This is a genomic window from Corallococcus sp. AS-1-12, from assembly GCF_020036995.1.
Lineage (GTDB): Bacteria > Myxococcota > Myxococcia > Myxococcales > Myxococcaceae > Corallococcus.
Genome location: NZ_JAIQDD010000001.1, coordinates 296,056 through 321,783 on the forward strand (window position 1 = coordinate 296,056; position 25,728 = coordinate 321,783).

Sequence of the window (25,728 nt, forward strand, 5' to 3'; positions counted from 1 at the left end):
TGCCGTGACGGACGGGGCGGAGGGGCGCGCGGCCTACTTCTGGGGCGCGAACTGCTCCGCCCCGTCCACGGTGTCGTCGTCCAGCACCTTCTCCACGGAGTCCACCAACTGCTGGCCGTCACTGGCGGTGACGCGCAGTTGGAAGCGGCCCTCGCCGATGCCCTCGAAGACGAAGTAGTTGTAGCTCTGGCGCTCCAGCGCCTTCCAATCCCCGTCGCGCCGCCACTCCAGCTTCTTGATGGGCAGCCGGTGGTTGCGCACCTGGATGGCCGTCCACCAGGGGTTGCTGCCGTCCTTGAAGTGGTACTTCACCGGGCCGGCCACGTCGCAGGACACCGGCGTCCAGGTGATGTCCACCCGGCCGTCCTTGCGCTCCGCGACCTTGTCGAAGGCCTCCACGGACAGGTCCAGGTGGCCCTTCTCGCACTCCGGGCACTGGTCCACGATGCGCACGCGCGCGCTGCCCTTGGGCCCCACGATGTCCACGCACTGCCCGCAGGCGGCGCTGTTGTCGTACTGCTCGCGGTTCATCGCGGCCACCATCAGGTCGCCGCTCGGGTCGTAGCTGCAATTGCCGCCCCCGTTGGCGTCGTAATAGGTCGCAATCCCTTTCTGCTCGGAGCCCAGGGCCACGCCGCCCCCGGAGGCGGAGTCTCCGCAGGCCCCAAGGGCCAGCGAGGTCAGGGCCAACACCCACGCATTTCGCAACGAAGCGGGTCGGTTCATACCGCGCATCATACACGCGGCGCTCCGCGTCAACGGCAGACAGGACTCCGCGTATTGGTTCCGTCAGGCAGGATTGTTAGCGTCCGGGCCTTCCCCCTCCCCAAAAAAGGAAAGGAATTCCCATGATGAGCAAGCTGACGTCCGTGGTGTGTCTTGGGTCCACCCTCATGCTGTCGGCCTGTGGCGGTCCGGAGCAGGAGGACGGCGCGGAGCTCGCGCGGCAGGGTGCGCGGTTGACGACGGCGTCCTCGCAGGGCTGTGACTACGAGGCGACCACGGTGCAGATCACCACGTCTCCGCCGCAGTACAACGTCGTCATCACCCGCACGGGCGGCGCCACCTGCACCCTGACGACGGGCGCGTCGGTGGTCGTCCAGTCCGTCCCGCTGAGCCCGCCGGGCACCGTGTCCCTCTCCGGTTCCAGCCTGGGGCTCGCGGTGGGCTTCACGATGCGGAATGGCTGGAGCGGCTCCGCCGCCACCATCATGGCGGTGCGCGCCGTGGACCCCACGACGCTCTCCACCACGCGCAACGCGGACATCTACTGCGACTACATGACGGGCAGCATCTCCACGGGGGGCCTCGGCGTCAGCAGCTCTGGGACCAACGTGACGGCCTCCGGTACCAAGGCGTGCAAGATCAACGGCAAGTCGGGGACCTACTGGTCGGCGACCTTCACCGACTTCTTCACCACCACCACGCCCCCTGTCATCACCGTCATCTGAAGCCCTCCTGAAAAAGCCCTGCCCGCCACCGGTGCATCCCCGGTGGCGGGCAGGGCCCCCCTTGCTGCGCGTTCCCCGTTGCGTCGTGCTGGGTGCTGCTTTCAGCGGCCGCTGGCGGACGCGGTCGTCAGCGCGCGCGCCTGGCCGATGAGACGGACGAATTCGGTGCGGTCGGCGTCACCGGCCACGGCGCCCTCCGCCAGCTTCTGCGTGGTGGCCAGGCTCCAGCCCTCCGCGGCGGGCGCGGCGCGGAGGATGTCCGCGGTGGCGGCCACGGCGAGGGCGAAGCGGAAGTCGCTGGAGGCGGCCTCCATGGAGGGCTTCAGGTTCGCGCGGGTGAGCGGGAAGGCCTGCTCCCTGGCCTCCGTGCCGTTGGGCGCCTTGGCGCGGATGCGCACGGTGGCCAGCTCCTGGGGCGCGTCGCCGGTGAGCTCCACCTCGTAGAGCGCCGTCACGGTGTGGCCCGCGCCAATCTCGCCCGCGTCCACCTTGTCGTCGCGGAAGTCCTTGTCCGCGATGTCGCGGTTCTCGTAGCCCATCAGGCGGTAGCGGCTGACGGCCTTCGGGTTGAACTCCACCTGGAACTTCACGTCCTTCGCGATGACCTCCAGCGTGCCGGTGAGCTGCGTCTCGAAGACCTTGCGCGCCTCCTTCATGCTGTCCACGTAGAAGCTGTTGCCGTTGCCCTTGTCGGCCAACTGCTCCATCAGCGAGTCGTGGTAGTTGCCCATGCCGAATCCCACCGTGGTGAGGGTGACGCCCTCGGCCACGTACTTCTCGATGCTGGCCAGCATGGCCTTGGGGCTGGTGTTGCCGATGTTGGCGTCACCGTCGGTGAGCACCACCACGCGGGACACCACGCCGCCCGCGGCCTTCTTCACCGCGTGCTTGTAGGCCAGCTCCATGCCGGAGGCCATGGCCGTGCCGCCGCCCGCGGTCAGCGAGTCCAGCGCCGCGTGGATCTTCTTCACGTCCGTGGCGGGCGTGGGGGCCAGCACGTCCCGCGTGGAGCCCGCGTAGGTGACGAGCGCCACGGTGTCGTTCTCGTTGAGGTTCTTCACCGCGACCTTGATGGACTCGATGGCCAGCGGCAGCTTGTCCGACGACGCCATGGAGCCGCTCGTGTCCACCAGGAACACCAGGTGCGCGGGCTTGCGCTGCGAGCGGGAGACGACCTTGCCCTGCACGCCCACGCGCACGAACTGGCGGCGCGCGTTGAAGGGCGAGGGCGCGCCCTCCAGGTGCACCGTGAAGGCGCCTTCCTCCGGCGGCGTGTAGCGGTACTTGAAGTAGTTGACGAACTCCTCCACGCGCACCGCCTGGGTGGGCGGCAACTGGCCCTGCTGCAGGTAGCGCCGCGCCATGGAGTAGGACGCCGTGTCCACGTCCGCCGCGAAGGTGGACAGGTTGTCCTTCGCCGTCTCGGTGAAGGCGTTGGCCTTGTAGGTCTCGAAGACGTTGCCGCCCTCGGCGACGCCCTTGTCCGCGTCCACCTCCAGCTTGCGCTTCTCCACCGGCTGATGGACCGGAGCCGGGGCGCCGGCGGCTCCCAGGGTGCCCAGCGCCGCGCCCATGGGCATGGCCGCCTTCGCCGGAGCGGCGCGGCGCGTGGCCGGCTCGGACGCCGCCAGGGCACTGGACGCCTCACGCTCCTCGGCGGGGGCCGGGGCGATGTCACCGCGGTTCCTGGCGTCCGCGGCCGGGGTGGACGGGGGCGGCGGGGGCGCCATGAGGGCCGTGTCCTCGTCCTTGGGGGCGCTCTGGGTGGCCGCCAGGGCCTGGGGCTTGAGCTCGTCGCGCGCCGACAGGCGGCCCTGCGCCGGCTCCCGGGAGGAGCACGCGCTCACGAGGCTGGCGCAGAGGAGGGCACCACTGACGAAGGACACGCGGCGCTTCGAGAAGAACGGGGACATGGCGGCTCCGGGACGACGGGAGGAAGTCAGCGTGCCCCTGGAAACGACCGACCTCCGGAATGGGTTTATCCCGTGAATTTTTCCCGGGTCCGCGCGTGGGCCGCGCTTGCGTGGGGGGACCCCTTTTGCGACGGTCCCCGGCCATGGAGACGACACGACCGTTCCGGATTCTGGGCATCCAGCAGATCGCCATTGGAGGGCTGGACAAGGGCGCCCTGCGCAAGCTGTGGGTGGACACGCTGGGCCTGACGGCCCACGGCACCTACCGCAGCGAGAAGGAGAACGTGGACGAGGACATCGTCGTGGCGGGCGCGGGCCCCTTCAAGGTCGAGGTGGACTTGATGCAGCCCGTCAATCCGGACGGCCGTCCCAAGGTCCATGACCCGGCGCTCAACCACGTGGGCCTGTGGGTGGACGACCTGGCGGTGGCCGTCAAGTGGCTGGAGGGGCAGGGCATGCGCTTCACGCCCGGCGGCATCCGCAAGGGCGCGGCGGGCTTCGACGTGTGCTTCATCCACCCGAAGGCCAGCGATCAGTTCCCGCTGAGCGGCGAGGGCGTGCTGATCGAGCTGGTGCAGGCCCCGCCGGAGATCATCCGCGCCTTCGATCAGGCCTCAGCCAGCGCGGCGCACTGAGCAGCCACTGTCCGGCGCGCGCGAAGGCCTTCTTCCCCGCGCGCTCCACCGGATCCCACGCGAGGCACAGCACGAACGTGCACGCGATGAGCAGGGCGAGCAGGCCGGAGAACTTCAGCCACCCGCTGGAGTCGCCCCACAGCTTCTGGAACGAGAAGACGCCGAAGACGCGGTAGTACAGCAGCATCTCGTGGAAGAAGTAGGCGGACAGCGACGAGGTTCCGAAGACCTCCAGGAAGCGGCGCGCGCGGGACGGCTTCGCGTCCGGCGCCATCCGGCCCTCCGCCCACAGCATCACGAGCAGCACCGCGCAGACCCACATGAAGCGGGTGGCGGAGTTGGACGGGTTGGTGACGAAGAAGCGGTGCGGCGGGTAGAGGTTGTTGAGCACGCCCGGCAGCAGCGTGCCCACGAGGCCCAGCGCGATGAGGAAGCCCAGGGCCCACGCCAGCCCCTTGCGGCCCCACGCGCCCGCGATGCAGCCCGCGAAGGCGCCCAGCCACGCGAAGCCCACCCACGGCACCAGCGGGAAGGGGGCCCAACTGGACTTGCGCAGGAACGACGCCCAGGGCTCGCCCGCGGAGTCGCTGAAGGGGGCCAGCGCGAACGCCACCATCGCCAGGACGAGCGCGGTGCCCGCGAGCACGCGAGGGCGCGAGGCCAGGAGCGCGGCCATGGGCAGGGTGAGCAGCAGGCACAGCCCCACGCAGTGGAGGATGTCCAGGCGCAAGAGCCACACGGGCTCCGTGCGGATGGGGAACCAGACGGCGTTGACGAGCGCGGCGACGGCGAACACCTCCGCGATGCGGCGCAGGTTGCGGCGCACGCGCTCGTTCAGCACGCCCCCGGCGGCGCTGCGCACCATGAGCAGCGCCAGCGCGAACCCGGCGGAGAAGATGAACGCGGGGGCCACCAGCCCGTCCACCTTGAGCAGCCGTCCGGTCCACACGCTCTTGCGCAGCTCCGGGGTGAGCAGCACCAGCGCGTGGGTCTGGATCATCACGAGGACGGAGAGGCCGCGCAGCCAGTCGATGGCGCGCACGCGCTCGCGGGAGATGGGGGCGGCGTTGGTCGGGGAACTCACGGGCGGCGCTACCCTACGTCGGTCCCGCGGGCGGATGCACGCGCCCGCGGGACCGGAGACTGCTTGGACTACCAGGTGACGGCGTCGAGGTAGACCGTCCCCGTCCACGCGCCCGCCGTCTGGAACTCCACGCCCAGTTGGTACAGCGGGGTGGTGGAGCCAGAGGGCAGCTTCACGGTGATGGCGTTCCAGGCGCCGGCCTTGAGGCTGCTGACGTCGATCCAGTTGCCCGTCCAGCGCCAGTTCGCGGAGGCGCCCTCCAGGGTGTAGGGCTGGACGCCGGTGATCTTGCTGCCGGTGGGCAGCCACACCTGGAACGTCACCGTCTTGCCGGACGGCACGGCCGCGTTGGCCACGGCCACCGTGCCCTGGCCGGACGCGCCGTTGAAGGGCACGGCCAGCGAACGGGTGCCCGCGAAGGTCTTGGACGTGGTGCTGCTCACCGCCGACAGCGCGGCGCCGCCGGCGCTCCAGCCCTGCGCGCCGGACTCGAAGCCGTACTGCGACGGATCCGCCGGGGTGCCCGCGTCGGAGGCGCCGGTGCCGCCGTCGGGGCTCGTGCCGCCGTCAGGGGTGCCCGCGTCGATAGGCGGGGTGCCGGCGTCCACGGTGCCACCGTCGGTGGCTCCGCCGCCGCCCGGCGGAGGGAGGGTGGTGCCGGCCGCGGGCAGGAGCAGCCCGCCCGCGTTGAGGAACGTGGCCGCGCGCGTCTTCAGGTACGGCTGGCCATCGGTGCCCAGGTCGTTCTGGTAGGAGCTCTGGCCGCCCGCGCCCGCGCCGTACAGCAGGGCGACGACGCCCACGTTGGCGAACTTGCGCCGGTGCGCATCCCCGCTCGCGCCGAAGAAGTACTCGGTGCGGTTGTCCTTGTAGCCCTGGCGCGGACCGCCGCTGTTGGTGATGTTGAGGTGGTTGGAGTTGCCCAGCGGGATCTGCCACAGCATCCAGCGCTTGCCGGAGGTCTGGTTCCACAGGCGCAGCCACTCCGCGTGGCGGTTGTAGGAGCGCGACGTGAGGGACGCCGTATCGCTCATGTCCCACATATGGTCGGCGCCCTGCGTGAGCCGGTAGAAGTCCGCGTCGCGGTCCAGCGGGTCGCCCACGAGCACGTCGTAGGTGGCGCCGGTGACGTTGGTGCCCAGGCCCAGCGGCTTGAGGAAGTTGACGACCTTGTCCACCTCCGGCTGGAGCGGATCCGTGAGCGAGTTGAACGCGATGTCCTTGCCGCTGGCCCACGCGGAGATGTGCAGGCCCAGCACGACGTTGTTCGCGCCCACGGCCTTGCGAAGCTGGAGGAACGCCAGGCTCCACCCCGCGACGGTGTTGGGCAGGCCCGCGAGCTCCGGCATCCCCGAGGAGGCGATGGCCGCGGGGGCGTTGGGATTGGACGCCGTCTGGAACTGGAGGAAGCCGACCGCGTCCGGCTCCACGTGGAGGATGACCGGGCCGCCGTAGCTCTTCGCGCGCTGGAGGAGCAGCTTCACGTCCTCGAAGTAGCTGCGCATGGTGGAGGCGTTCTTCAGCTTCGCGAGCGTCTCCTGCTCGCCGCCGCCCGGCTCTCCGAAGAGCTGGTAGTAGGTGACGACGGGGACGTAGCCCTGCGCCTTCGTCTCCGTGAAGAAGCTGGCGGCCCAACTGCCGTCACGGGCGCCATAGCCCCAGTTGTTCGCCCAGCCCTTGGTGAAGTAGCGGTAGCGCGCGTCCCACGGCACGTTGCTGTCCCGCATCCAGCTCTGGCCGGCCTCCTCGAAGAGGCCGACCATCAAGCGATTCTGGAAGGCCGGAGGCACGGGGCCCTGCACACCCGTGGCGGCCTGGGCGGACAGCGCCCCAAGACACGTCAGCGTCAGCAGCGCCGCGAAGGCGCGTCGAATGGTGTTGGTCATGGAAGCGCTAGTACGCTCCGGCGCCCCCAGTCCTTCCGTCGCGGGCCCGCATCGCCCCTCGGCCGTCCGCTCATCGGGCACGCCGCCGAGGGCTCCTTGCGGACGCTAGGCGACCGAGCTTCGGGCCACGGCGTCCTCGGTGCGTCGCAGGCACGTGGTCAGGTGCCTCGCCAGGGTCTCGACGTTCGGCGGCTCGATCATCGTCTGGTGGTTGCCGGGCACGGGCAGCACCTCCAGTCCGTGCCGCACGAGCTCCTGCCACGGCTGCTCCGGGTGCAGCGGGTGGGGCGGCACGTGGACCTGGGCCTTCAGGTACGTGGCCGCGCCCTCGTAGGGCACGGGCACGTAGCTGAAGAGGGCGCGCATGTGGGCCTTCCACACGTCCAGGAAGATCTCCAGGTCGCGCAGCGAATACGAGTCCGGCACCGTCGCGCCCTCGCGGGCCTGCCGCAGCACCTCCTTCATCTGCTCATGCGGGGGCAGGGCGCGCAGGCGCTGGGCGAGCGTGGGGGTGTCATCGCCGAACATCGCCGCGAGCAGCGCGGCGTCGTCCTCGAACCGCGTGGGCATCTGGCCGGGGCCCGGCGTGTCGAGGAAGACGAGCAGCGCCGGGGGGATGCCCAGCTCGCGCATGCGCTGGGCCATCTCGTAGACGATGGTGCCGCCCATGGAGAGGCCCACGAGGTAGTGGGGCCCCTGGGGTTGCCACTGGAGCATGGCGCCCAGGTGGTGGGACGCGAGCACCTCGATGCTCGTGAGCGGCGGGCACTCGCCGTTCACGCCGGGAGCCTGGAAGCCGTACACCGTGCGGCCGGGACCGAGCGCACGCACGAGGTCCTGGTAGCAGAACACCGTGCCGCCCACCGGGTGCATGCACCACAGCGGCGGAAGGTCCGGGCGTCCCTCCTGGAGCCGCACGATGCCCTCCGGGAGCGTGGGCCCCTGCGTGGCCGCCGGTGCATCGGGCGTGAGCTTCGCCTGGATCCACTGCGCGAGCGCCGCGACCGTCGGACTCTGGAAGAGGACCTGGAGCGGGACCTTGAACGGGAAGTGCTCCGACAGCTTGGACACGAGCTGCGCCGCGAGCAGCGAGTGGCCGCCCAGGTCGAAGAAGCTCGCGGTGACGCTGTGGACCGTGCGCCCCAGCACCTCCGCCCAGAGGTCCGCGAGCTGTTGTTCCAGCGGCGTGCGAGGCAGCACGCCGGCCTCCTCCGTCTCCGCGGCGTCGGAAGGACGGGGCAGCGCGCGGCGATCCACCTTGCCGTTCGCGTTGAACGGCAGCGCGTCCAGCAGGACGAACGCGGAGGGGACCATGTGGCTGGGAAGCGAAGCCTGGACGTGGGCGCGCAGGTCGCTGGCCGTCACGGAGTCGCGGAAGGTGACGTAGGCGACCAGCCGCTTGTCACCGGGCGAATCCTCGCGCACGAGCACCAGCGCCTCGCGCACGGCCGGGTGCTGGCGCAGCACGGCTTCGATTTCGCCGGGCTCGATGCGGAAGCCACGCACCTTGACCTGGTGGTCGCGGCGGCCCACGAAGTCGAAGGCGCCGTCGTGGCGCTGACGGACGAGGTCGCCCGTGCGGTAGACGCGGGCGCCCGGGGTGGAGGCGAAGGGGTGGGGGACGAAGGCTGACGCGGTGAGGTCGGGACGCTCCCAGTAGCCCCAGGCGAGGCCATCACCGCCGACGAACAGCTCACCGACGATGCCAGGTGCCACCGGGTGCAGGTGCGCGTCCAGCACGTACGCCGTGCTGTTGGAGAGGGGCCTGCCAATGGGCACCGTGCCTGAGACGGGCTTCGTGACGAGCTGCCACGTGCTGAACGTGGTGTTCTCCGTGGGGCCGTAGACGTGCACCAACCTGCGAGGCCCGCCGTGTTCGAGCAGCCGGTTCACGCAGGCCGGGTCCGAGGCCTCGCCACCGAAGAGGAGCGTGGACAGGCCGTTGAAGGCCGTGGGCTCCATGCGGGTGACGTGGTTGAAGAGGGCCGTGGTGAGGAACAGCGCGGTGATGCGTTCGTCCCGCAGACCCCGGGCCAGCGTCGCGGGCTCGATGATGTCCTCCTTCGAGAACAGGACGAGCGTCGCGCCGTTGAGCAGCGCGCCCCACACCTCGAAGGTCGAGGCGTCGAAGGACACCGTCGCGGCCTGGGCCACGCGGTCTTCAGGGCCGAAGGGGATGTAGTCCGGATCCATCACCAGCCGTATCACGGCCTGATGCGGGACGCAGACGCCCTTGGGACGGCCCGTGGAGCCGGACGTGTAGATGAGGTACGCGGGCTGCGCGGGATGGAAGCGCGTCGCGTCGTGGGGCGAGCCCGAATGCGCGGGCGCCTCCAACGCATCGATGTGGATGAACCCCACGCTGTCTGACGAGAAGCGGTTCGAGGACGCCGTGCTCGTGATGATCCGATGCACCTTCGCATCGGAGATCATGAGCGCCAGGCGATCCACCGGGTAGTCCGGATCCAACGGCACGTAGGCGCCGCCCGCCTTGAGCACGGCGACCAGCGCCACGATGAGGTCGATGGAGCGAGGCAGACACACGCCCACGCGAGGCGCATCCGGTCCAACGCCCTGCGCCTGGAGCGCCCACGCGAGCTGATTGGCGCGGGCGTCCAGCTCCGCGTAGGTGAGCGCCTGGGCCCCATGGCGCACGGCGATGGCCTCCGGACGCGTGGACACCTGGGCTTCGAAGGCCTGGGCCAGGGAGAGGTCCCTCGGATAGGGCCGGCCGGTGTCGTTCCAGGCCGTGAGGACCTGCTGGCGCTCGGCTTCGGACAGCCAGGGCAGGGCGTGGATGGCCGCGTCCGGTTGATGCAGCGCGCCTTCGAGGAGGCGCCGGAAGTGGTCCGCCATCCGTTCGAGGGTGCGGGGTTCGAACAGGGAGGTCGCGTACTCGAACGTGCCGCTGAGGCCTTCCGCTGTTTCGGTCAGGGCCAGCGTGAGGTCGAACTTGGAGGTCGGGGTCTGAAGCTCCACCGCCTGGACCTGGAGGCCCGGGAGTTGGGGCGGCGTCCCGGGAGCGTTCTGCAAGGCGAACATCACCTGCACCAGCGGCCCGTGGCTCAGCGCGCGTTCGACGTGCAGCTCCTCGACGAGCTTCTCGAACGGAAGCTCCTGGTGCGCGTACGCCCCCAGGGCCCGGTCGCGCACTTGCCGCAGCACTTCACGGAAGGAAGCACCGTCGCGCAGGTGGGCCCGCAGGGGCAGCGTGTTGACGAAGAAGCCGATGAGGCCTTCCACCTCCTCACGCGTGCGGTTGGCGATGGGCGTGCCGACGATGAAGTCCCGCTGCTCGCTGTAGCGCGACAGCAGCAACTGGAAGCCCGCCATCAACGTCATGAACAGCGTGGCCCCTTCCTGGCGGCCCAGGCCCTCCAACGCTTCGAGCACGCTCCGCGGAAGGGTGAAGACGTGGGTGGAGCCCGCGAACTGCTGCACTGCTGGACGAGGATGGTCGGTGGGCAGCTCCAGGACGTGGGGCACGTCCGCCAGTTGCTGCTTCCAGAAGTCGAGCTGCCGCTGGAGCACGTCGCCCTGGAGCCACTTGCGCTGCCACGCCGCGTAGTCCGCGTACTGCACGGGCAGGTCCGTCAACTCCGAGGCCCGGCCCGCGTGCCGCGCTTCGTACTCGGCGGACAACTCGCGGTAGAGCACGCCCATCGACCAGCCATCGGACACGATGTGGTGCAGGTTGAGCAGCAGCACGTGGTGTTCAGCGTCCTCGCGCACCAGGAGGGCACGGAACAGCGGACCCTCCGCGAGGTCGAACGGCGTCTCCGCGTCCTCGCGCAACAGGGCTTCCGCTTCGTGCCTGGACGAGGCTTCGACCCGGCGAAGAGACACGGGCGACCGGGGCAGGATGCGCTGCGCGGGGACGCCCTCACCCGGGAACACCGTGCGCAGGGCTTCGTGCCGGTCCACCAGCGCCTGGAGGGCGTGCTCCATGGCGTCCACGTCCAGCGCCCCCTCCAGCCGCAGCGCCATGGGCATGTTGTACGCGGCCCGGTCCGAGTGGAACTGATTGAGGAACCAGAGCCGCTCCTGCGCGAACGACAGGGGCGGCGGTCCTTCCCGGTGCCAGCTCCGGAGCGCGGGCACGGACAGCGACGAGTCCCGCGCGCGTCCTTCCAGTACGCGCGCCAGGGTTTCGATGGTGGGGAACTCGAAGAGGGTCCGCACGGGGACGGGAACGCCCAGCACCTGCGACGTCCGGGAGACGATGCGTGTGGCCAGCAACGAGTGTCCACCCAGGTCGAAGAAGTTCGCATCGACGGGGACATGGGCGCGGTTCAGCACCGCGCACCAGATGGCGCTCAACGTCTGCTCCAGCGCCGTCAGGGGCCGTGTGCCCGCCGAGGTCGGCACGTCGCCTTCGGGCACAGGCAGCGCGCGGCGGTCCACCTTGCCGTTCGCGTTGAGCGGCAGCGCGTCCAGCAGGACGAACGCGGAGGGGACCATGTGGCTGGGAAGTGAAGCCTGGACGTGGGCGCGCAGGTCGCTGGCCGTCACGGAGTCACGGAAGGTGACGTAGGCGACCAGCCGCTTGTCGCCGGGCGAGTCCTCGCGCACGAGCACCAGCACCTCGCGCACGGCCGGGTGCTGGCGCAGCACGGCTTCGATTTCACCGGGCTCGATGCGGAAGCCGCGCACCTTGACCTGGTGGTCACGGCGTCCGACGAAGTCGAAGGCGCCGTCGTGGCGCTGACGGACGAGGTCGCCCGTGCGGTAGAGGCGGGCTCCCGGAGTGGAGGCGAAGGGGTGGGGGACGAAGGCTGACGCGGTGAGGTCGGGACGCTCCCAGTAGCCCCAGGCGAGGCCATCCCCGCCGACGAACAGCTCGCCGACGATGCCGGGTGCGACCGGGTGCAGGTGCGCGTCCAGCACGTACGCCGTGCTGTTGGAGACCGGGCGCCCGATGGGCACCGTCACCGCGTCAGGGTCGACGTGCGTCGGAGAGAACCACGTGCTGTACGCGGAGTTCTCCGTGGGCCCGTAGGCGTGAACGATGTGCTCCGGTGCGCTGTGGGAGAGGATGGCGCGGATGCAGGCCGGGTCCGCGGCCTCGCCACCGAACAGGAGCCACCGCAGGCCCTTCAGCAGCGACGGGTCCGTGCGCGCGACGTGGTTGAGGAGCGCCGTGGTCAGGAACAGCACCGTGATGCCCTCTTCACGGACCCGCCGCGAGAGCACCGTGGGCTCGATCACCTCTTCCTTGGACAGCAGGACCAGCGTCGCACCGTTGAGCAGCGCGCTCCACAGCTCGAACGTCGAGGCATCGAAGGCGACCGTGGACGTCTGGGCGATGCGGTCCTCGGGACGGAGCTGGATGAAGTCCGGGTCGAGCACCAGCCGGGCGACGCCCCGATGCGGGATGCACACGCCCTTGGGCCGGCCCGTGGAGCCGGACGTGTAGATGATGTGCGCCAGGTCATCGCCCGTGCACGCCTCCGGCGGCGCACGGCGTTCCAGACCCGCCGGGAGCGCATCCAGCCGCAACACCTTCCACGGTCCCGAGGGGACATGATCCGCGAGCGCCGACGCGGTGACGACCGCGACGAGCCGCGCATCCGAGGCCATGAAGGCGAGCCGGTCCGCCGGGTAGTCCGGGTCCAGCGGCACGTAGGCGCCACCAGCCTTGAGGATGGCGACGAGCGACACGACGAGCTCGATGGAGCGTGACAGGCACACGCCGACACGCGGCGCATCCCGTCCGACCCCCTGAGCCTGGAGCGCCCACGCGAGCTGATTGGCGCGAGCATCCAGCTCCGCGTAGGTGAGCGCATCCGAACCGTGTCGCACGGCGATGGCATCCGGGCGCGCGGCCACCTGCGCGTTGAAGGCACTCACCAGGGAGGCGTCGCGCGGGTAGGGGCGCGCGGTGTCGTTCCACGACGCAAGGACCTGATGCCGCTCGGCTTCGGACAGCCAGGGCAGGGCGTGGATGGCCGCATCGGGCCGGAGGAGCGCGCCTTCGAGCAGGCGGTGGAAGTGGCCCGCGATCCGCTTGATGGTGTGGGGCTCGAACAGCGCGCTCGCGTATTCGAGGACGCCGGAGAGTCCGTCGCCGGTCTCCTCCAGCATCAAGCTGAGGTCGAACTTGGAGGTCTGGAGCGGCAGCTCCGCCGCCTGGACCTGGAGGCCGGGGAGCTGGGGCAACGTGCCGGGCGCGTTCTGCAAGGCGAACATCACCTGCACCAGCGGTCCGTGGATCAGGGCGCGCTCGACGTGCAGCTCCTCGACGAGCTTCTCGAACGGAAGCTCCTGATGCGCGTAAGCGCCCAGGGCCCGGTCGCGCACCTGCCGCAGCACTTCACGGAAGGAAGCACCGTCACGCAGGTGGGCCCGCAGGGGCAGCGTGTTGACGAAGAAGCCGATGAGGCCTTCCACCTCCTCACGCGTGCGGTTGGCGATGGGCGTGCCGACGATGAAGTCCCGCTGCCCGCTGTAGCGCGACAGCAGTAACTGGAAGCCCGCCATCAACGTCATGAACAGCGTGGCGCCTTCCTCTCGGGACAGGTACTCCAGCGAATGACGGAGCGCGGACGGCAGCGTGAAGCGGAACGAGGAGCCATCGAACCGCTGCACCGCGGGGCGAGGACGGTCGGTGGGCAGCTCCAGGACATGCGGCGCGTCCGCGAGCTGTTCCTTCCAGAATCCGAGCTGTTCCTGGAGCACCTCGCCCTGGAGCCACTCGCGCTGCCACGCCGCGTAGTCCGCGTATTGCACGGGCAGCGGTGCCAGTCGCGACAGTTGGCCCTGGAGGCGCGCGCCGTACTCCGCGGACAGCTCGCGGTAGAGCACGCCCAGCGACCAACCATCGGACACGATGTGATGCAGGTTGAGCACCAGCACCGAGCACGTGCCTTCGAGCTGGAGCAGCAGCGCCCGGAACAGCGGCCCTCGCGCGAGGTCGAAGGACCGGTCCGCTTCCTGCCGCAGCCGCGCCTGGACTCGCGAGTCGTCGGGCCCCCGCGCGTCGAGTCGCTGAACGTCCAACGTGAAGACAGGCGCCTCGGAGATGTGCTGCGTGGGGCGGTCGCCCTCCGGGAACGTGGTGCGAAGGGACTCGTGCCGCGACACGAGCGCCTCCAGGCTGGCGCGCAGCACCGGGACGTCCAGGGGGCCGTCCAGGCGCAGCGCCATGGGCATGTTGTAGACGCCGGGTGCGTCGTGGAGGCGACCCAGGAACCACAGCCGCTCCTGCGCGAAGGACAGCGGAAGCGGTCCGGTCCCGCGAGGCACCACGGGGATGCGCGAGGCCTCCCTGTGCCCTTGCGCGAGCAGGCCCTCCACGGTCCGGACGAACGCCTCCAGGCGCGGTGCTTCGAAGAGAGCGCGCACGGGAAGTGACACGCCCAGCGCATCCCGCACGCGGGACACCACCTGCGTGGCCAGCAGCGAATGGCCGCCCAGGTCGAAGAAGTGGGAGTGCGCTCCGACCTCGCGTCCGCCCAGCAGCGAGGCCCAGATGCCCGCGATCCGCGCTTCGAGTGGACTCCGGGGCGCGATGAAGCCCTCGGTGCCGGAGGCTTCGGGAACGGGCAGCGCGCGCCGGTCGATCTTCCCGTTGGGCGTGAGGGGCAACGACTCCAGCACGACGAAGGCGGCGGGCACCATGTGGCTCGGGAGCCGTGCCTGGAGGAACTCGCGGAACACCGCGTCCGGGGTGTCCGTGGCCGCGACGTAGGCCACGAGCCTGCGGTCTCCCGGCGTGTCCTCGCGCAGCAGCACGAGTGCCTCCCGCGCGTTGGGGTGCTGCCGCAGGGCCGCTTCCACTTCGCCGGGTTCGATGCGGAAGCCCCGCAGCTTCACCTGATGGTCGCGGCGTCCCACGTACTCCAGGACGCCGTCCGCGCGCTGCCGGACCAGATCGCCCGTGCGATAGAGCCGGGCACCGGGCACGTCGCTGAACGGGTGGGGGATGAACTTCTCCGCCGTGAGGTCCGACCGGTCCCAATACCCGAGCGCCAATCCGTCACCCCCGACGAACAGCTCACCCACGACTCCAGGCGGCACCCACTGGTGCCGGGCATCGAGCACGTACGCCGTGCTGTTGGCGATCGGCCCACCGATGGGCACGGACTCGACGCCCACGTGCGGCACCCGGTGCCACGTGCTGAACGACGTGTTCTCCGTGGGGCCATAGCCGTTGATCAACGCCGTGGGGCCGCCGTGCGCGAGCACCGCGTTGACGCTGGCGACGTCCGCGGCCTCGCCGCCGAAGATCATCCAGGACAGGTGGCGGAAGGCCTCGGGCCGCGAGCGGGCGACATGGTTGAACAACGCCGTGGCCAGGACCATGTGCGTGACGCGCTCGTCCTGGAGCCTGCGCGCCAGGACATCCGGGTCGATGATCTCGTCCTTGGTGAACAGGACCAGCGTGGCCCCGTTGAGTAGCGCGCCCCAGATCTCCAGCGTGGACAGGTCGAACGCGATGGTCGTGGACTGCGCCATCCGGTCGCCGGGGCCCAGGTGCACGTAGTCCGGGTTGAGCACCAGCCGCACCACGCCCCGATGCGGGATGCACACGCCCTTGGGACGGCCCGTGGATCCGGACGTGTAGATGATGTGCGCCAGGTCCACCGGCATCACGGGCTCGGCCGCCGGTGCTTCCACGGCACCCCACTGAACATCCAGGCACACGGGCGTCCATGACCCCGCGGGCAGCCCGGACGCCAGCGCCTCATGCGTGACGATGGCGACCAACCGCGCATCGGTGGCCATGAAGGCGAGCCGCTCGGAAGGGTGCTCTGGATCCAGCGGGACGTAGGCGCCGCCCGCCTTGAGGATGGCCAGGAGCGACACGATGAGGTCCACCGAGCGCGGCAGGCACACGCCCACCTGCGGCGTGCGCCGTCCCACCCCGAGCGTCCGCAGCCGCCGGGCCAGATGCTCCGCGCGCGAATCCAGCTCCGCGTACGTGAGCGTCACGGGCCCATGGCTCACGGCGATGGCCTCGGGCCGCCGCGCGACCTGGAGCGCGAAGGCGTCCACGATGGACTGCTCCGAAGGGTAGGGGCGCGCCGACGCGTTCCAGTCGCGGAGCACCCGCCGCCGCTCCGCCTCCGACAGGAACACGGCGTCTCCGATGGCCTGGGCCGGCGCTTCCACGAAGCACCGCAGCACCTGGAGGTAGTGCGCCGTGAAACGCTCGATGGTGGCCGCATCGAACAGCGCCGTGGCGTATTCGAGCGTGCCCGCGAGCGCGTCACCGGACTCCTCCAGCGCGAGGAACAGGTCGAACTTGGACGTGCGCGTGTCGAGCGTCAGCGGGGTGACGGTGACGTCCGGGAACTGGAGCCGCGATGTGGGCGCGTTCTGGAGCGCGAAGAGCACCTGGATGAGGGGCGTCCGGCTCGGCTCGCGTTCGACCTGGAGCGCCTCCACCAGCTTCTCGAACGGCAGGTGCTGATGGGCATACGCCCCCAACGCGCGGTCGCGCACCTGTCCCAGCAACTGGAGGAACGACGGCTCCCCTTCGATGCGAGCGCGGATGGGCAGCGTGTTGACGAAGAAGCCGATGAGCCCCTCCAGCTCCTTTCGAGTGCGGTTCGCGATGGGCGTGCCCACCACGAAGTCCCGCTGGCCGCTGTAGCGCGACAGCAGCACCTGGAACCCGGTGAGCAGGACCATGAACAACGTGGCCCCTTCACGGCGGGCCAGCTCCTCCAGCGCCCGCTGGAGACGCGCCGGAACCGTGAAGCGATGGACGGCGCCCTCGAACCGCTGCACGGAGGGACGCGGCCTGTCGGCGGGCAGCTCCAGCACATGCGGCACGTCCGCGAGCTGCCGCTCCCAGAAGCCCAGCTCCCGCTGGAGCACTTCGCCCTGGAGCCACTGTCGCTGCCACGCCGCGTAGTCGGGATATTGGAGGGGCAGCGGCGCCAGCTCCCGAGCGACGTACGCCGTGGACAGCGCCTGATACAGCACGCCGAAGGACCAGCCGTCGGAGACGATGTGGTGCAGGTTGAGCACCAGCACGTGCCGCCGCTCCGCTTCACGGATGAGCAGCGCACGGAACAACGGCCCTCGGGCCAGGTCGAACGGCCGCTCCGCTTCACGCTGCATGCACGCGAGCGTCTCTTCCTCCGAGCTTGTCGCCGCGCGCTCCAGCGTCACGGGCAGGTGCGCGGCGACGTGCTGGATGGCGGCGCCTTCGCCAGGGAAGGTGGTGCGCAGGGACTCATGCCGGTCCACCACGGCCTGGAGCGCCTGCTCCAGCGCGGCCGTGTCCAGGAGCCCCTCCAGGCGGAACGCGAATGGCAGCGAATACAGCGCGGAGCCCGGCATCCACTGGTCCAGGAACCACAGCCGCTGCTGCGCGAACGACAGGTGTTCCCGTGCTGCATCCGTGCACGGAGGGATGGGCGCCTCGGCCCGCTCCGCCACCGGAGAGGCCACCTCCAGCGCGGCGGCGAAGTCCCGCAGGAGGGGGTTCGCGAACAGCAGGCGCAGCGGCACGGGACGCTGGAGCACGTCACACAGCCTGCCAATGGCCTGCGTGGCCAGGAGGGATTGCCCCCCCAGCTCGAAGAAGTCCGCCGTGGCGCTGACCGCCTCCACGCGCAGCACGTCCGCCCAGACCCGCGCGACGGTCCGCTCCAACGCGGTCTCCGGCGCGACGAAGTCCTCCTCGGCCCCGGGGCAGTCGCGCGGATCCGGCAGCGCCTTGCGCTCCACCTTGCCGTTGGCCGTGAGCGGCATCGCGTCCAGGACGACGATGGCTGAAGGCAGCATGTGCGTGGGCAGGTGGCCCTTCAGGTGGGCCCGCAGCACCGGCGCCGTCAGGGGCTCCGACGCCGTCACGTACGCCACGAGCCTCCGGTCCCCGGGCACGTCTTCGCGGACCATCACCACGGCCTCCTGCACGGAGGGCCGCAGGCGCAGCGCCGCTTCGATCTCGCCCGGTTCGATGCGGAAGCCGCGCACCTTGACCTGGTGGTCCACGCGTCCCACGAAGTCCACCGCGCCGTCCTCGAGCCGCCGCGCGAGGTCTCCCGAGCGATACATGCGCGCGCCCGGTTCGGTGCTGAAGGGGTCTGGCAGGAACCGTTCGGCGGTGAGGTCCGGGCGCTCCCAGTAGCCCCACGCGACGCCGCTGCCCCCCGTGTACAGCTCGCCCACGGCGCCCACGGGCAGCTCGCGGCCCTCCGGGTCCAGCACGTACATCCGCGTGCCGGAGATGGCGTGGCCAATGGGCGCGGGCTCGGAGCCGAGCGGCGCGCGCAGGAGCTGGCAGCTCGTGAAGGTGGTGTTCTCCGTGGGGCCGTAGCAGTTGAAGATGCGCGTGTGCGGCAGGGCCTCCAGCGCCCGGCGCGCGTGGGGCAGCGACATCACCTCTCCGCCCGTGTAGAGCTGCCGCAGCGTCTGGGTGCCCGGCAGGCCCCGGTCCACCAGCGTGTTGAACAGGCCGGTGGTGAGGAACGCCGTCGTCACGCGCTCCTCGCGCAGGAAGTCTCCCAGCTCGTCCAGCGCGGCGGCCCCACGCGAGAACACCGCCACGCGGCCTCCGTTGAGCAGCGGACCCCAGAGCTCGAACGTGGACGCGTCGAAGGCCACCGGCGCCAACTGCAACAGCACCTCCTCCGGGCCCAGGTGCACGTAGTCCGCGCCCAGCACCAGCCGCAGCACGCCCCGGTGGGGCACGCACACGCCCTTGGGACGGCCCGTGGAGCCGGACGTGAAGACGACGTAGGCCAGGTCGTCCTCCACCACGTCGCGCGCGATGGGCCCGTCGCTGAAGGCAGCCAGCGCGTCCGCGTCCGTGTCCAGCCGGAGCGTGTGCCAGTCCCCGGACGGCAGGTGTGACTCCAGCCCGGCGTGCGTGACGATGATCCGCACGCGCGAGTCCGTGGCCATGAAGGCCAGCCGCTCCGAGGGGTACTCCGGATCCAGCGGGACGTACGCACCGCCCGCCTTGAGGATGCCGACCAGCGTGACGATGAGGTCCACCGAGCGCGGCAGGCACACGCCCACCTGGGGCCGCTCGCGGCCCACGCCCCGCGCCTTCAACCAGCCCGCGAGCCGGTTCGCCCGCGCGTCCAGCTCCGCGTACGTGAGCTGCTGTCCGTCACAGCGGACGGCGACGGCGTGGGGACGGAGCGCGGCCTGGGCCTCGAAGGCATCAGCGATGCTTCGAGGAGCCAGACCCCGGGGAGACACGGGGACGTCGACGGTGTCGGTCATGTCGACGCGCCACCCCGACGAGAGGGGGTGTCAGTGCCGCCGCGTTGGACACGGAAGCAATTGAAACAAGGGCGGCGCGTGACACGGATTAAAGAGACGTGAGCTCGGCGCGCGCAAGGTCGGGCGGCTCGCGACACCCTGGTGGGGCGGATCGCTCACATGCGCGCGACGTCCTCCGTGAACACCCTTTGTTTCACGGGGGACAGATCAGCCCCGGCTCACTGGCATCCACATCCTGGAGCGCGAGCAGACACGTGAGCGCGTCCGGGTCCACGGAATCCATCAGGTACGTCCGGCGCCACAGCAGCGCGGCGAAGCGCGTGGGCAACTGCGAGTCCGGCGTGACGAGCGCGCGGCGCACGCCGTTGCTGCCCACCGCGGCCTTGGCCATCGCGGCCTCCAGCTTCGCGACCTCGTCGGGGCAGCCCTCCGGGCAGTTGTAGAGGAACACCGCGTGGCCGTGCTCCAGGTTGTGGATCCACGAACAGCGCGGCTGCTCCTCGGTGTAGTTGCGGCACGACAGCCACGTGGAGCAATGCAGGCCGGAGTTGGGCGGGTTCTCACCATTGCCGCACGCGGTGCTGCCGCACGAACTCACGTGATTGGCGGGCGACGTGTCCGACAGCGGGAACGAGTACCGCTCGCAGGCTTCGCCACCGGGGGTGGGCGGATCGTCGCTTGTCGAACCGCAGGCGAGGCACAGCGAGAAGAGGAGGGCGGAGAGGGCGCGAGGCATCCACCCCGTCATATCGCAACAGCCGGGGGCGCCTCAGCCCGGCGCCACGCCACGCCGGTCCACGTCCTGGTCGCTCAGGCCTCCGAACCCCAGCGCATCCATCAGGCGCAGGAAGTCCGCCGGGGGCAGGCTCCCGCCCGTGGCTCGCGGATGGCCGTGCGCGAACGAGCCTCCCATCAGCGGCAGGTCCAGGCCCCGCAGCAGCGCGAGCAGGTCCAGCGGCTCGCGGCTTCGCAGCACGAAGTTCACGCGGCCGGGCAGGTAGCCGGTGTTGGCGGCGACGACGATGTGGTCCGGCAACCGCTGCACCCAGCGCATGGCCACCAGCGGGTGCACCTGCGCCTCTGAGCTGAAGAGCAGGAGCGCCTTGTTGCCCGCGAAGCGCGGCGGCGTCTTCGCGCACCGGGCCACCTCGCGCTGCACCTCCAGGCGGCAGTCGCGCAGCGCGTCCACGCCGGGCACGCGCCCCTCCGCGATGTCCGTCGCGTTGCCCGCGCGCAGGAGCACCTGCATCGCCAGCGGCGCCGCGAACCGGCTGGAGCGGCGGGCCGCGTTGAGCAGCGCCACCGCCTCCGTGACGGACGAGCGCTTCGCCCGCCGCAGCGCGTCCCGGAGGAACGGCATCGGCGCGTCCGCGCCCAGGTCCGCCACCGTCCCCAGCACCGCCAGCCACTCCAGCGGACCGGGCACGATGAACGACGACGTGAGCACGTACGTCAGCAGGCTCGTGTTCGCCACGGGCGCATGGCCGTAGGCGGTGAGCACCCGCGCGCCGGGTGGGAAGTCCTCCGATGCGTGGTGGTCCACCACCAGCGTGGGAACTCCGGGAAGCAGCGGCTCCGCGCGGCTGCCCATGTCCAGCACCACCAGGGCCTCCGCGGAGGAGGCGCCCAGCCGCTCCAGGAAGGCCGGGTGGTGGACGTCCTCTCCCTTGCCCGGCAGGCGCGCCGTCGGCCGGGCGCCCAGGGACTGAAGCGCCCGGAGCATCAGCACTCCGGAGGTGAGCCCGTCCACGTCCGTGTGCGGGACGACGAGCACGTGCTTGTCCCGGCATGCTTCCAGGAACTCGCGCGCCTGGTCCATCGCCGCCTCTGGCGCCGGCCAGTGCGCGTCTTTCGTGTGTCCCAGAAGCATGAAGCAAAGCTGTCACTGCCTGTAGCGGCACGGCAGGGCGCGCCCGTCGTGGCTGGTTGCCCTCCGGACGGCTTCCCACCTCCAGTCATACGGCGCGAGCGTGGTGACCTTCGCAGGCATGGAAGGCCTATCGGCGGGCCCCGAGTGCCGCGTCGTCATCCACGTGGGCGGCGCCGCCCCCAGCCGCCCGGAGGCGCTGGACGCCGCGCACCGCATGGAAGGACCGCGCGGTTTTCGCACTGCGTCGGGAGGCGATGTCACAACGTCCACACAAGGGGCAGGGCGCGCGGGCGCCGTGACTTCGCGGGTGCGAGGGCAGGGCACTTCCCATAGTGTCCGCGCCCATGACCCGCACTCCCCAGTCCCTCATTCGCGCGGCCCTTGCCGCCCTGTCGCTCGCGGCGCCCGCCGCCAGCGCGCAGGCGAAGACGACGCCCGCTCCGGCCGCGAAGGCCACGCCCGCGGAGGCGAAGCAGTTCGCCGAGAAGCTCAACGCGGACCTGAAGCAGCTCTGGACCCGCCAGGCCACCGCCGAGTGGATCAAGAGCACGTACATCACCGACGACACGGAGCGGAACGCCGCCTCCGTCAACGAAGAGGTGATGGCCTACGTCAACAACGCCATCAAGGACTCGCGCCGCTTCGACGGGCTGAAGCTGGACGCGGACACCGCGCGCATGCTGCACCTGCTGCGCGTGTCCCAGACGCTGCCCGCCCCGTCCGACCCCAAGCAGCGCGCGGAGCTGGCCTCCACCGCCGCGAAGCTGGAGGGCCTCTACGGCAAGGGCAAGTACTGCGGCAAGGACGGCAAGGGGAAGTGCCGCGACCTGGAGGAGCTGTCCGACGTCATGGCGGAGAGCCGCAACGCCAACGAGCTGCTCGACGCGTGGACCGGCTGGCACGCCATCAGCCGCCCCATGCGCCCGCTCTACACGCAGTTGGTGAACCTCTCCAACGCGGGCGCGAAGGACATCGGCTTCAACGACCTGGGCACGCTGTGGCGGTCGTCCTACGACATGACCCCGGCGGAGTTCGAGCAGGAGGCGCAGCGGCTCTGGGGCCAGGTCAAGCCCATGTACGACGAGCTGCACTGCTACGTGCGCGGCCGGCTGGCGAAGCAGTACGGCGAGGCCGCCGTGCCCGCCGGCAAGCCCATCCCCGCGCACCTCTTGGGCAACATGTGGGCGCAGGAGTGGAACAACATCTACCCGCTGGTGGAGCCGTTCCCCGGCCAGGCCAGCCTGGACGTGGACAGCGCCCTGGTGAAGCAGGGCTACGACGCGCAGAAGATGGTCAAGCTGGGTGAGAAGTTCTTCACCTCGCTGGGCCTCAAGCCGCTGCCGCAGACCTTCTGGGAGCGCTCGCAGTTCACCAAGCCCCGCGACCGCGACGTCGTCTGCCACGCGTCCGCCTGGGACGTGACGTACGACAACGACCTGCGCATCAAGATGTGCATCAAGCCCACCGAGGAGGACCTGGTCACCATCCACCACGAGCTGGGCCACAACTACTACTACACGTACTACTACAAGCTCCCCGTCCTCTTTCAGGCCGGCGCCAACGACGGCTTCCACGAGGCCATCGGTGACGCGCTCACGCTCTCCATCACCCCGGCCTACCTCCAGCAGGCGGGCCTGCTCAACGCGGTGGAGAAGAACGACAAGAACGTCATCAACCTCCAGTTGAAGGACGCGCTGGAGAAGGTGGCCTTCCTGCCCTTCGGCCTGCTGGTGGACCAGTGGCGCTGGGACGTGTTCAGCGGGAAGGTGAAGCCGGCGGACTACAACAAGAGCTGGTGGGCGATGCGCACGAAGTACCAGGGCATCGCCGCGCCGGTGGCGCGCACGGAGCAGGACTTCGACGCGGGCGCCAAGTACCACGTGCCCGCCAACGTGCCGTACACGCGCTACTTCCTCGCGCGGATCCTCCAGTTCCAGTTCCACAAGGCGCTGTGCGAGGCCGCCGGCATCAAGGGCCCCCTCAACGAGTGCTCCATCTACGGCAACAAGGCCGCGGGCGCGCGCCTGCAGGCCATGCTGGAGCTGGGCGCGAGCAAGCCGTGGCCGGACGCACTGGCGGCGATGACGGGCACGCGCCAGATGGATGCCACGCCCATGCTGGAGTACTTCGCCCCGCTGCGCCGCTGGCTGCAGGAGCAGAACAAGGGCCAGAAGTGCGGCTGGTGACGTGAGCTGGGAGTGGACACCCCCGGGGACGGGCGCTTAGGCTGCGCCCGTCTTGTAGGGTTGAACTCTGTAGGACCGGACGGCGACTCTTCCTGTCCGCGATGAAAGAAGAACAAGGCAATGGCAACTGGAACCGTGAAGTGGTTCAACGACGCGAAGGGCTTCGGCTTCATCACCCAGGACGGCGGCGGCGAGGACGTGTTCTGCCACCACACCGCCATCAACATGGACGGCTTCCGCACGCTGGCCGAGGGCCAGAAGGTGGAGTTCGAAGTCACCAAGGGCCCCAAGGGCCTGCAGGCGCAGAACGTTCGCGCGATCTGAGCCTGACCGCTTCTTGATTCACCCATGAAGGTCCGACTCTCTGCAGGGTCGGGCCTTCTGTATTTTCCGGAGCCCGCATGCCCGCCTTCCGTCCGCGCTTCCTCCCCCTGGTGGCCGCCCTCGGGTGCGCCACGACGTCGCCCTCCACACCCCCCGCGCCGCCCGCCGCCACCGCGCCGTCCGCGCCCGTGTCGAAGCAGGCCCTGGCCGCGCTCAAGCAGGAGCTGGTGAAGCAGCACGGCGAGTCGCAGCGCGCCCGCATCGAGCGGGGCGTGGAGCAGGTGGCCGCGCTCTGGCGCCCGGAGGACGGGGACCTGGCGGCCTTCGCGCGCGAGCAGTTCCTGCCCACGGGCCCCCAACTGGATGCCACGTTCACGCGCTTTGAAGGACTGTTCGAGCAGCTCGACGGCCACATGAACGAGCTGGGCCGCGAGCTCCAGTGGTTCACGGACCTGGACCTGGGGCCGCTGCTGCCGGTGGAGCCGCTGCTCGCGGCGTATGACCCTTCCTCCAACGTCACGTCGGACCTGTTCAGCGCGAAGCCGGGCTTCGTGGTGCTGCTCAACTTCCCGCTCACCACGCTGGCCGAGCGCGTGAAGGAGGGCCCGTCGTGGACGCGGCGCCAGTGGGCGGAGGCGAAGCTCGCGTCGCGCTTCAACCGGCGCGTGCCCGCGGCGGTGGAGCAGAAGGTGTCGCAGGCCATCGCGGACGCGAACCTCTACATCGCCGAGTACAACGTCTGGATGCACCACCTGGTGGACGCGAAGGGCCAGCGCCTCTTCCCCCAGGGGCTGCGCCTCATCAGCCACTGGAACCTGCGCGACGAGCTGAAGGCGGACTACACGGATCCGCGGGGGCTGGAGAAGCAGCGGATGATCATCCAGGTGATGGAGCGCATCGTCACGCAGACGATCCCCGCCGCCGTCATCGACAACCCGCGCGTGGACTGGGACCCGTTCACCAACAAGGTGACGGTGGCGCCGCCGGAGACGGTGGAGGTGAACGCGCCCCAGCGCGCCGTGAAGGCGGACGCCGCGCCGGAGCCGGACACGCGCTACGCGCGGCTGCTCGCCACGTTCAATGCCTCGCGGAAGGTGGACCCGTACTCACCGGTGGCGCCCACGCGCATCGCCCGCGCCTTCGAACTGGACCGGGGCCTGCCGGAGGAGCGCGTGCGCGCGCTGCTCACCCAGCTCCTGGAGTCCCCGCTGGTGCCGCGCGTGGCGAAGCTGATGGAGACGCGCCTGGGCCGCCCGCTGGAGCCGCAGGACCTGTGGTACCCCGGCTTCCGTCCGGGCGCGAAGGTACCGGAGGCGCAGTTGGACGCGCTGACGCGCAAGCGCTACCCCACGGCGGACGCCTTCGCGCGCGACATCCCGCGCATCCTCCAGGGGCTGGGCTTCACGCGGCAGAAGGCGGACGTGCTCGCGTCGTACATCCGCGTGGACGCCTCCCGAGGCGCGGGCCATGCCCAGCAGGCGCTGCGCCGGGGCGACTTCCCGCGTCTGCGCACGCGCGTGGAGAAGGGGGGCATGGACTACAAGGGCTACAACATCGCGGTGCACGAGCTGGGGCACAACGTGGAGCAGGTCTTCAGCCTGTACCAGGTGGACCACACGCTCCTGTCCGGCGTCCCCAACAACGCCTTCACGGAGGCGCTGGCCTTCGTCTTCCAGGCGCGCGACCTGGAGCTCCTGGGCCTGGGCCAGCCGGACGCGGCCAGCGAGCGCGAGCGGGTGCTCAACGACTTCTGGCAGGCGTGGGAGATCGCCGGCGTGGCGCTGGTGGACATGGCCACGTGGCATTGGATGTACGAACACCCGGACGCCACGCCCGCCCAGCTCCGCGACGCGGTGGCCGGCCTGTCGCGCGACGTGTGGAACCGCTACTACGCGCCCGTGCTGGGGCGGAAGGACAGCCCGGTGCTGGGCATCTACAGCCACATGGTCAGCTACCCGCTGTACCTGCCGGACTACCCGCTCGGGCACCTCATCGCCTTCCAGATTGAAGAGCACCTGAAGCAGCACGGCCCACTGGGCGCGGAGTTCGAGCGCATGGCCACCTTCGGCTCCGTCACCCCGGACGAATGGATGCGCCACGCCACCGGAGCCCCCGTCAGCGCGGACGCTTTGTTGCGCGCCACCGAAGCCGCGCTGTGATAGTTCAGGCATTCCCCATTTAACTCTTCTG

Annotated in this window: 12 protein-coding genes; 5 read left to right on the top strand and 7 right to left on the bottom strand. The window is 70.3% G+C overall.

Annotation, left to right across the window (positions count from 1 at the left end; genetic code table 11):
- Window positions 1-33: 33 nt before the first annotated feature.
- Window positions 34-726 carry an expansin EXLX1 family cellulose-binding protein gene (locus K8556_RS01180; protein ID WP_223738178.1) on the bottom strand — a complete coding sequence of 231 codons (693 nt, stop codon included), beginning with the start codon at window positions 724-726 and terminating at the stop codon, window positions 34-36.
- A 122-nt stretch (window positions 727-848) separates the two neighbouring features.
- Between K8556_RS01180 and K8556_RS01185 the strand changes: the two genes are divergently transcribed.
- The gene (locus K8556_RS01185; protein ID WP_223738179.1) at window positions 849-1,451 is read left to right on the top strand and encodes a hypothetical protein; all 603 of its coding nucleotides are present in this window, start codon (window positions 849-851) and stop codon (window positions 1,449-1,451) included.
- A gap of 101 nt (window positions 1,452-1,552) precedes the next feature.
- On the opposite strand, the gene K8556_RS01190 is transcribed toward K8556_RS01185, so the two are convergent.
- Complete coding sequence (locus tag K8556_RS01190; protein WP_223738180.1) at window positions 1,553-3,364, bottom strand: von Willebrand factor type A domain-containing protein; 1,812 nt, start codon at window positions 3,362-3,364, stop codon at window positions 1,553-1,555.
- Between the two features lie 143 nt (window positions 3,365-3,507).
- On the opposite strand from K8556_RS01190, the gene K8556_RS01195 reads away from it, so the two are divergent.
- The gene (locus K8556_RS01195; protein WP_223738181.1) at window positions 3,508-3,999 is read left to right on the top strand and encodes a VOC family protein; all 492 of its coding nucleotides are present in this window, start codon (window positions 3,508-3,510) and stop codon (window positions 3,997-3,999) included.
- Here the strand turns inward: K8556_RS01195 and K8556_RS01200 are convergent.
- The 5 genes from K8556_RS01200 to K8556_RS01220 form a co-directional block, all read right to left on the bottom strand.
- Complete coding sequence (locus K8556_RS01200) at window positions 3,956-5,083, bottom strand: heparan-alpha-glucosaminide N-acetyltransferase domain-containing protein (RefSeq protein ID WP_223738182.1); 1,128 nt, start codon at window positions 5,081-5,083, stop codon at window positions 3,956-3,958. The two genes, K8556_RS01195 and K8556_RS01200, sit on opposite strands and share 44 nt — an antisense overlap.
- A gap of 68 nt (window positions 5,084-5,151) precedes the next feature.
- Window positions 5,152-6,969 carry a hypothetical protein gene (locus tag K8556_RS01205; RefSeq protein ID WP_223738183.1) on the bottom strand — a complete coding sequence of 606 codons (1,818 nt, stop codon included), beginning with the start codon at window positions 6,967-6,969 and terminating at the stop codon, window positions 5,152-5,154.
- Between the two features lie 105 nt (window positions 6,970-7,074).
- Window positions 7,075-19,158 (bottom strand): non-ribosomal peptide synthetase, encoded by a 12,084-nt coding sequence (locus K8556_RS01210; RefSeq protein WP_223738184.1) that lies wholly within the window; start codon window positions 19,156-19,158, stop codon window positions 7,075-7,077.
- A gap of 193 nt (window positions 19,159-19,351) precedes the next feature.
- Complete coding sequence (locus K8556_RS01215; protein WP_223738185.1) at window positions 19,352-19,894, bottom strand: DUF3105 domain-containing protein; 543 nt, start codon at window positions 19,892-19,894, stop codon at window positions 19,352-19,354.
- Between the two features lie 33 nt (window positions 19,895-19,927).
- A complete protein-coding gene (locus K8556_RS01220) occupies window positions 19,928-21,028 on the bottom strand; it encodes a DHH family phosphoesterase (RefSeq protein ID WP_223738186.1) in 1,101 nt (366 codons plus the stop codon).
- A 344-nt stretch (window positions 21,029-21,372) separates the two neighbouring features.
- Between K8556_RS01220 and K8556_RS01225 the strand changes: the two genes are divergently transcribed.
- The 3 genes from K8556_RS01225 (at window position 21,373) to K8556_RS01235 (ending at window position 25,697) form a co-directional block, all read left to right on the top strand.
- Window positions 21,373-23,214 (top strand): M2 family metallopeptidase, encoded by a 1,842-nt coding sequence (locus tag K8556_RS01225; RefSeq protein WP_223738187.1) that lies wholly within the window; start codon window positions 21,373-21,375, stop codon window positions 23,212-23,214.
- A 120-nt stretch (window positions 23,215-23,334) separates the two neighbouring features.
- Entirely contained in the window at window positions 23,335-23,538 is a 204-nt protein-coding gene (locus K8556_RS01230; protein WP_223738188.1) for a cold-shock protein, read from the top strand.
- Window positions 23,539-23,615: 77 nt separating this feature from the next.
- Window positions 23,616-25,697, top strand: coding sequence for a hypothetical protein (locus K8556_RS01235; protein WP_223738189.1), 2,082 nt, complete (start codon window positions 23,616-23,618; stop codon window positions 25,695-25,697).
- The last annotated feature ends 31 nt before the right edge of the window (window positions 25,698-25,728 follow it).

Coding starts and splice junctions, on each gene's coding strand:
- K8556_RS01180 (WP_223738178.1), bottom strand. CDS start 726: ATGAACCGACCCGCTTCGTTGCGAAATGCGTGGGTGTTGGCCCTGACC.
- K8556_RS01185 (WP_223738179.1), top strand. CDS start 849: ATGATGAGCAAGCTGACGTCCGTGGTGTGTCTTGGGTCCACCCTCATG.
- K8556_RS01190 (WP_223738180.1), bottom strand. CDS start 3,364: ATGTCCCCGTTCTTCTCGAAGCGCCGCGTGTCCTTCGTCAGTGGTGCC.
- K8556_RS01195 (WP_223738181.1), top strand. CDS start 3,508: ATGGAGACGACACGACCGTTCCGGATTCTGGGCATCCAGCAGATCGCC.
- K8556_RS01205 (WP_223738183.1), bottom strand. CDS start 6,969: ATGACCAACACCATTCGACGCGCCTTCGCGGCGCTGCTGACGCTGACG.
- K8556_RS01210 (WP_223738184.1), bottom strand. CDS start 19,158: ATGACCGACACCGTCGACGTCCCCGTGTCTCCCCGGGGTCTGGCTCCT.
- K8556_RS01215 (WP_223738185.1), bottom strand. CDS start 19,894: ATGCCTCGCGCCCTCTCCGCCCTCCTCTTCTCGCTGTGCCTCGCCTGC.
- K8556_RS01220 (WP_223738186.1), bottom strand. CDS start 21,028: ATGCTTCTGGGACACACGAAAGACGCGCACTGGCCGGCGCCAGAGGCG.
- K8556_RS01225 (WP_223738187.1), top strand. CDS start 21,373: ATGACCCGCACTCCCCAGTCCCTCATTCGCGCGGCCCTTGCCGCCCTG.
- K8556_RS01230 (WP_223738188.1), top strand. CDS start 23,335: ATGGCAACTGGAACCGTGAAGTGGTTCAACGACGCGAAGGGCTTCGGC.
- K8556_RS01235 (WP_223738189.1), top strand. CDS start 23,616: ATGCCCGCCTTCCGTCCGCGCTTCCTCCCCCTGGTGGCCGCCCTCGGG.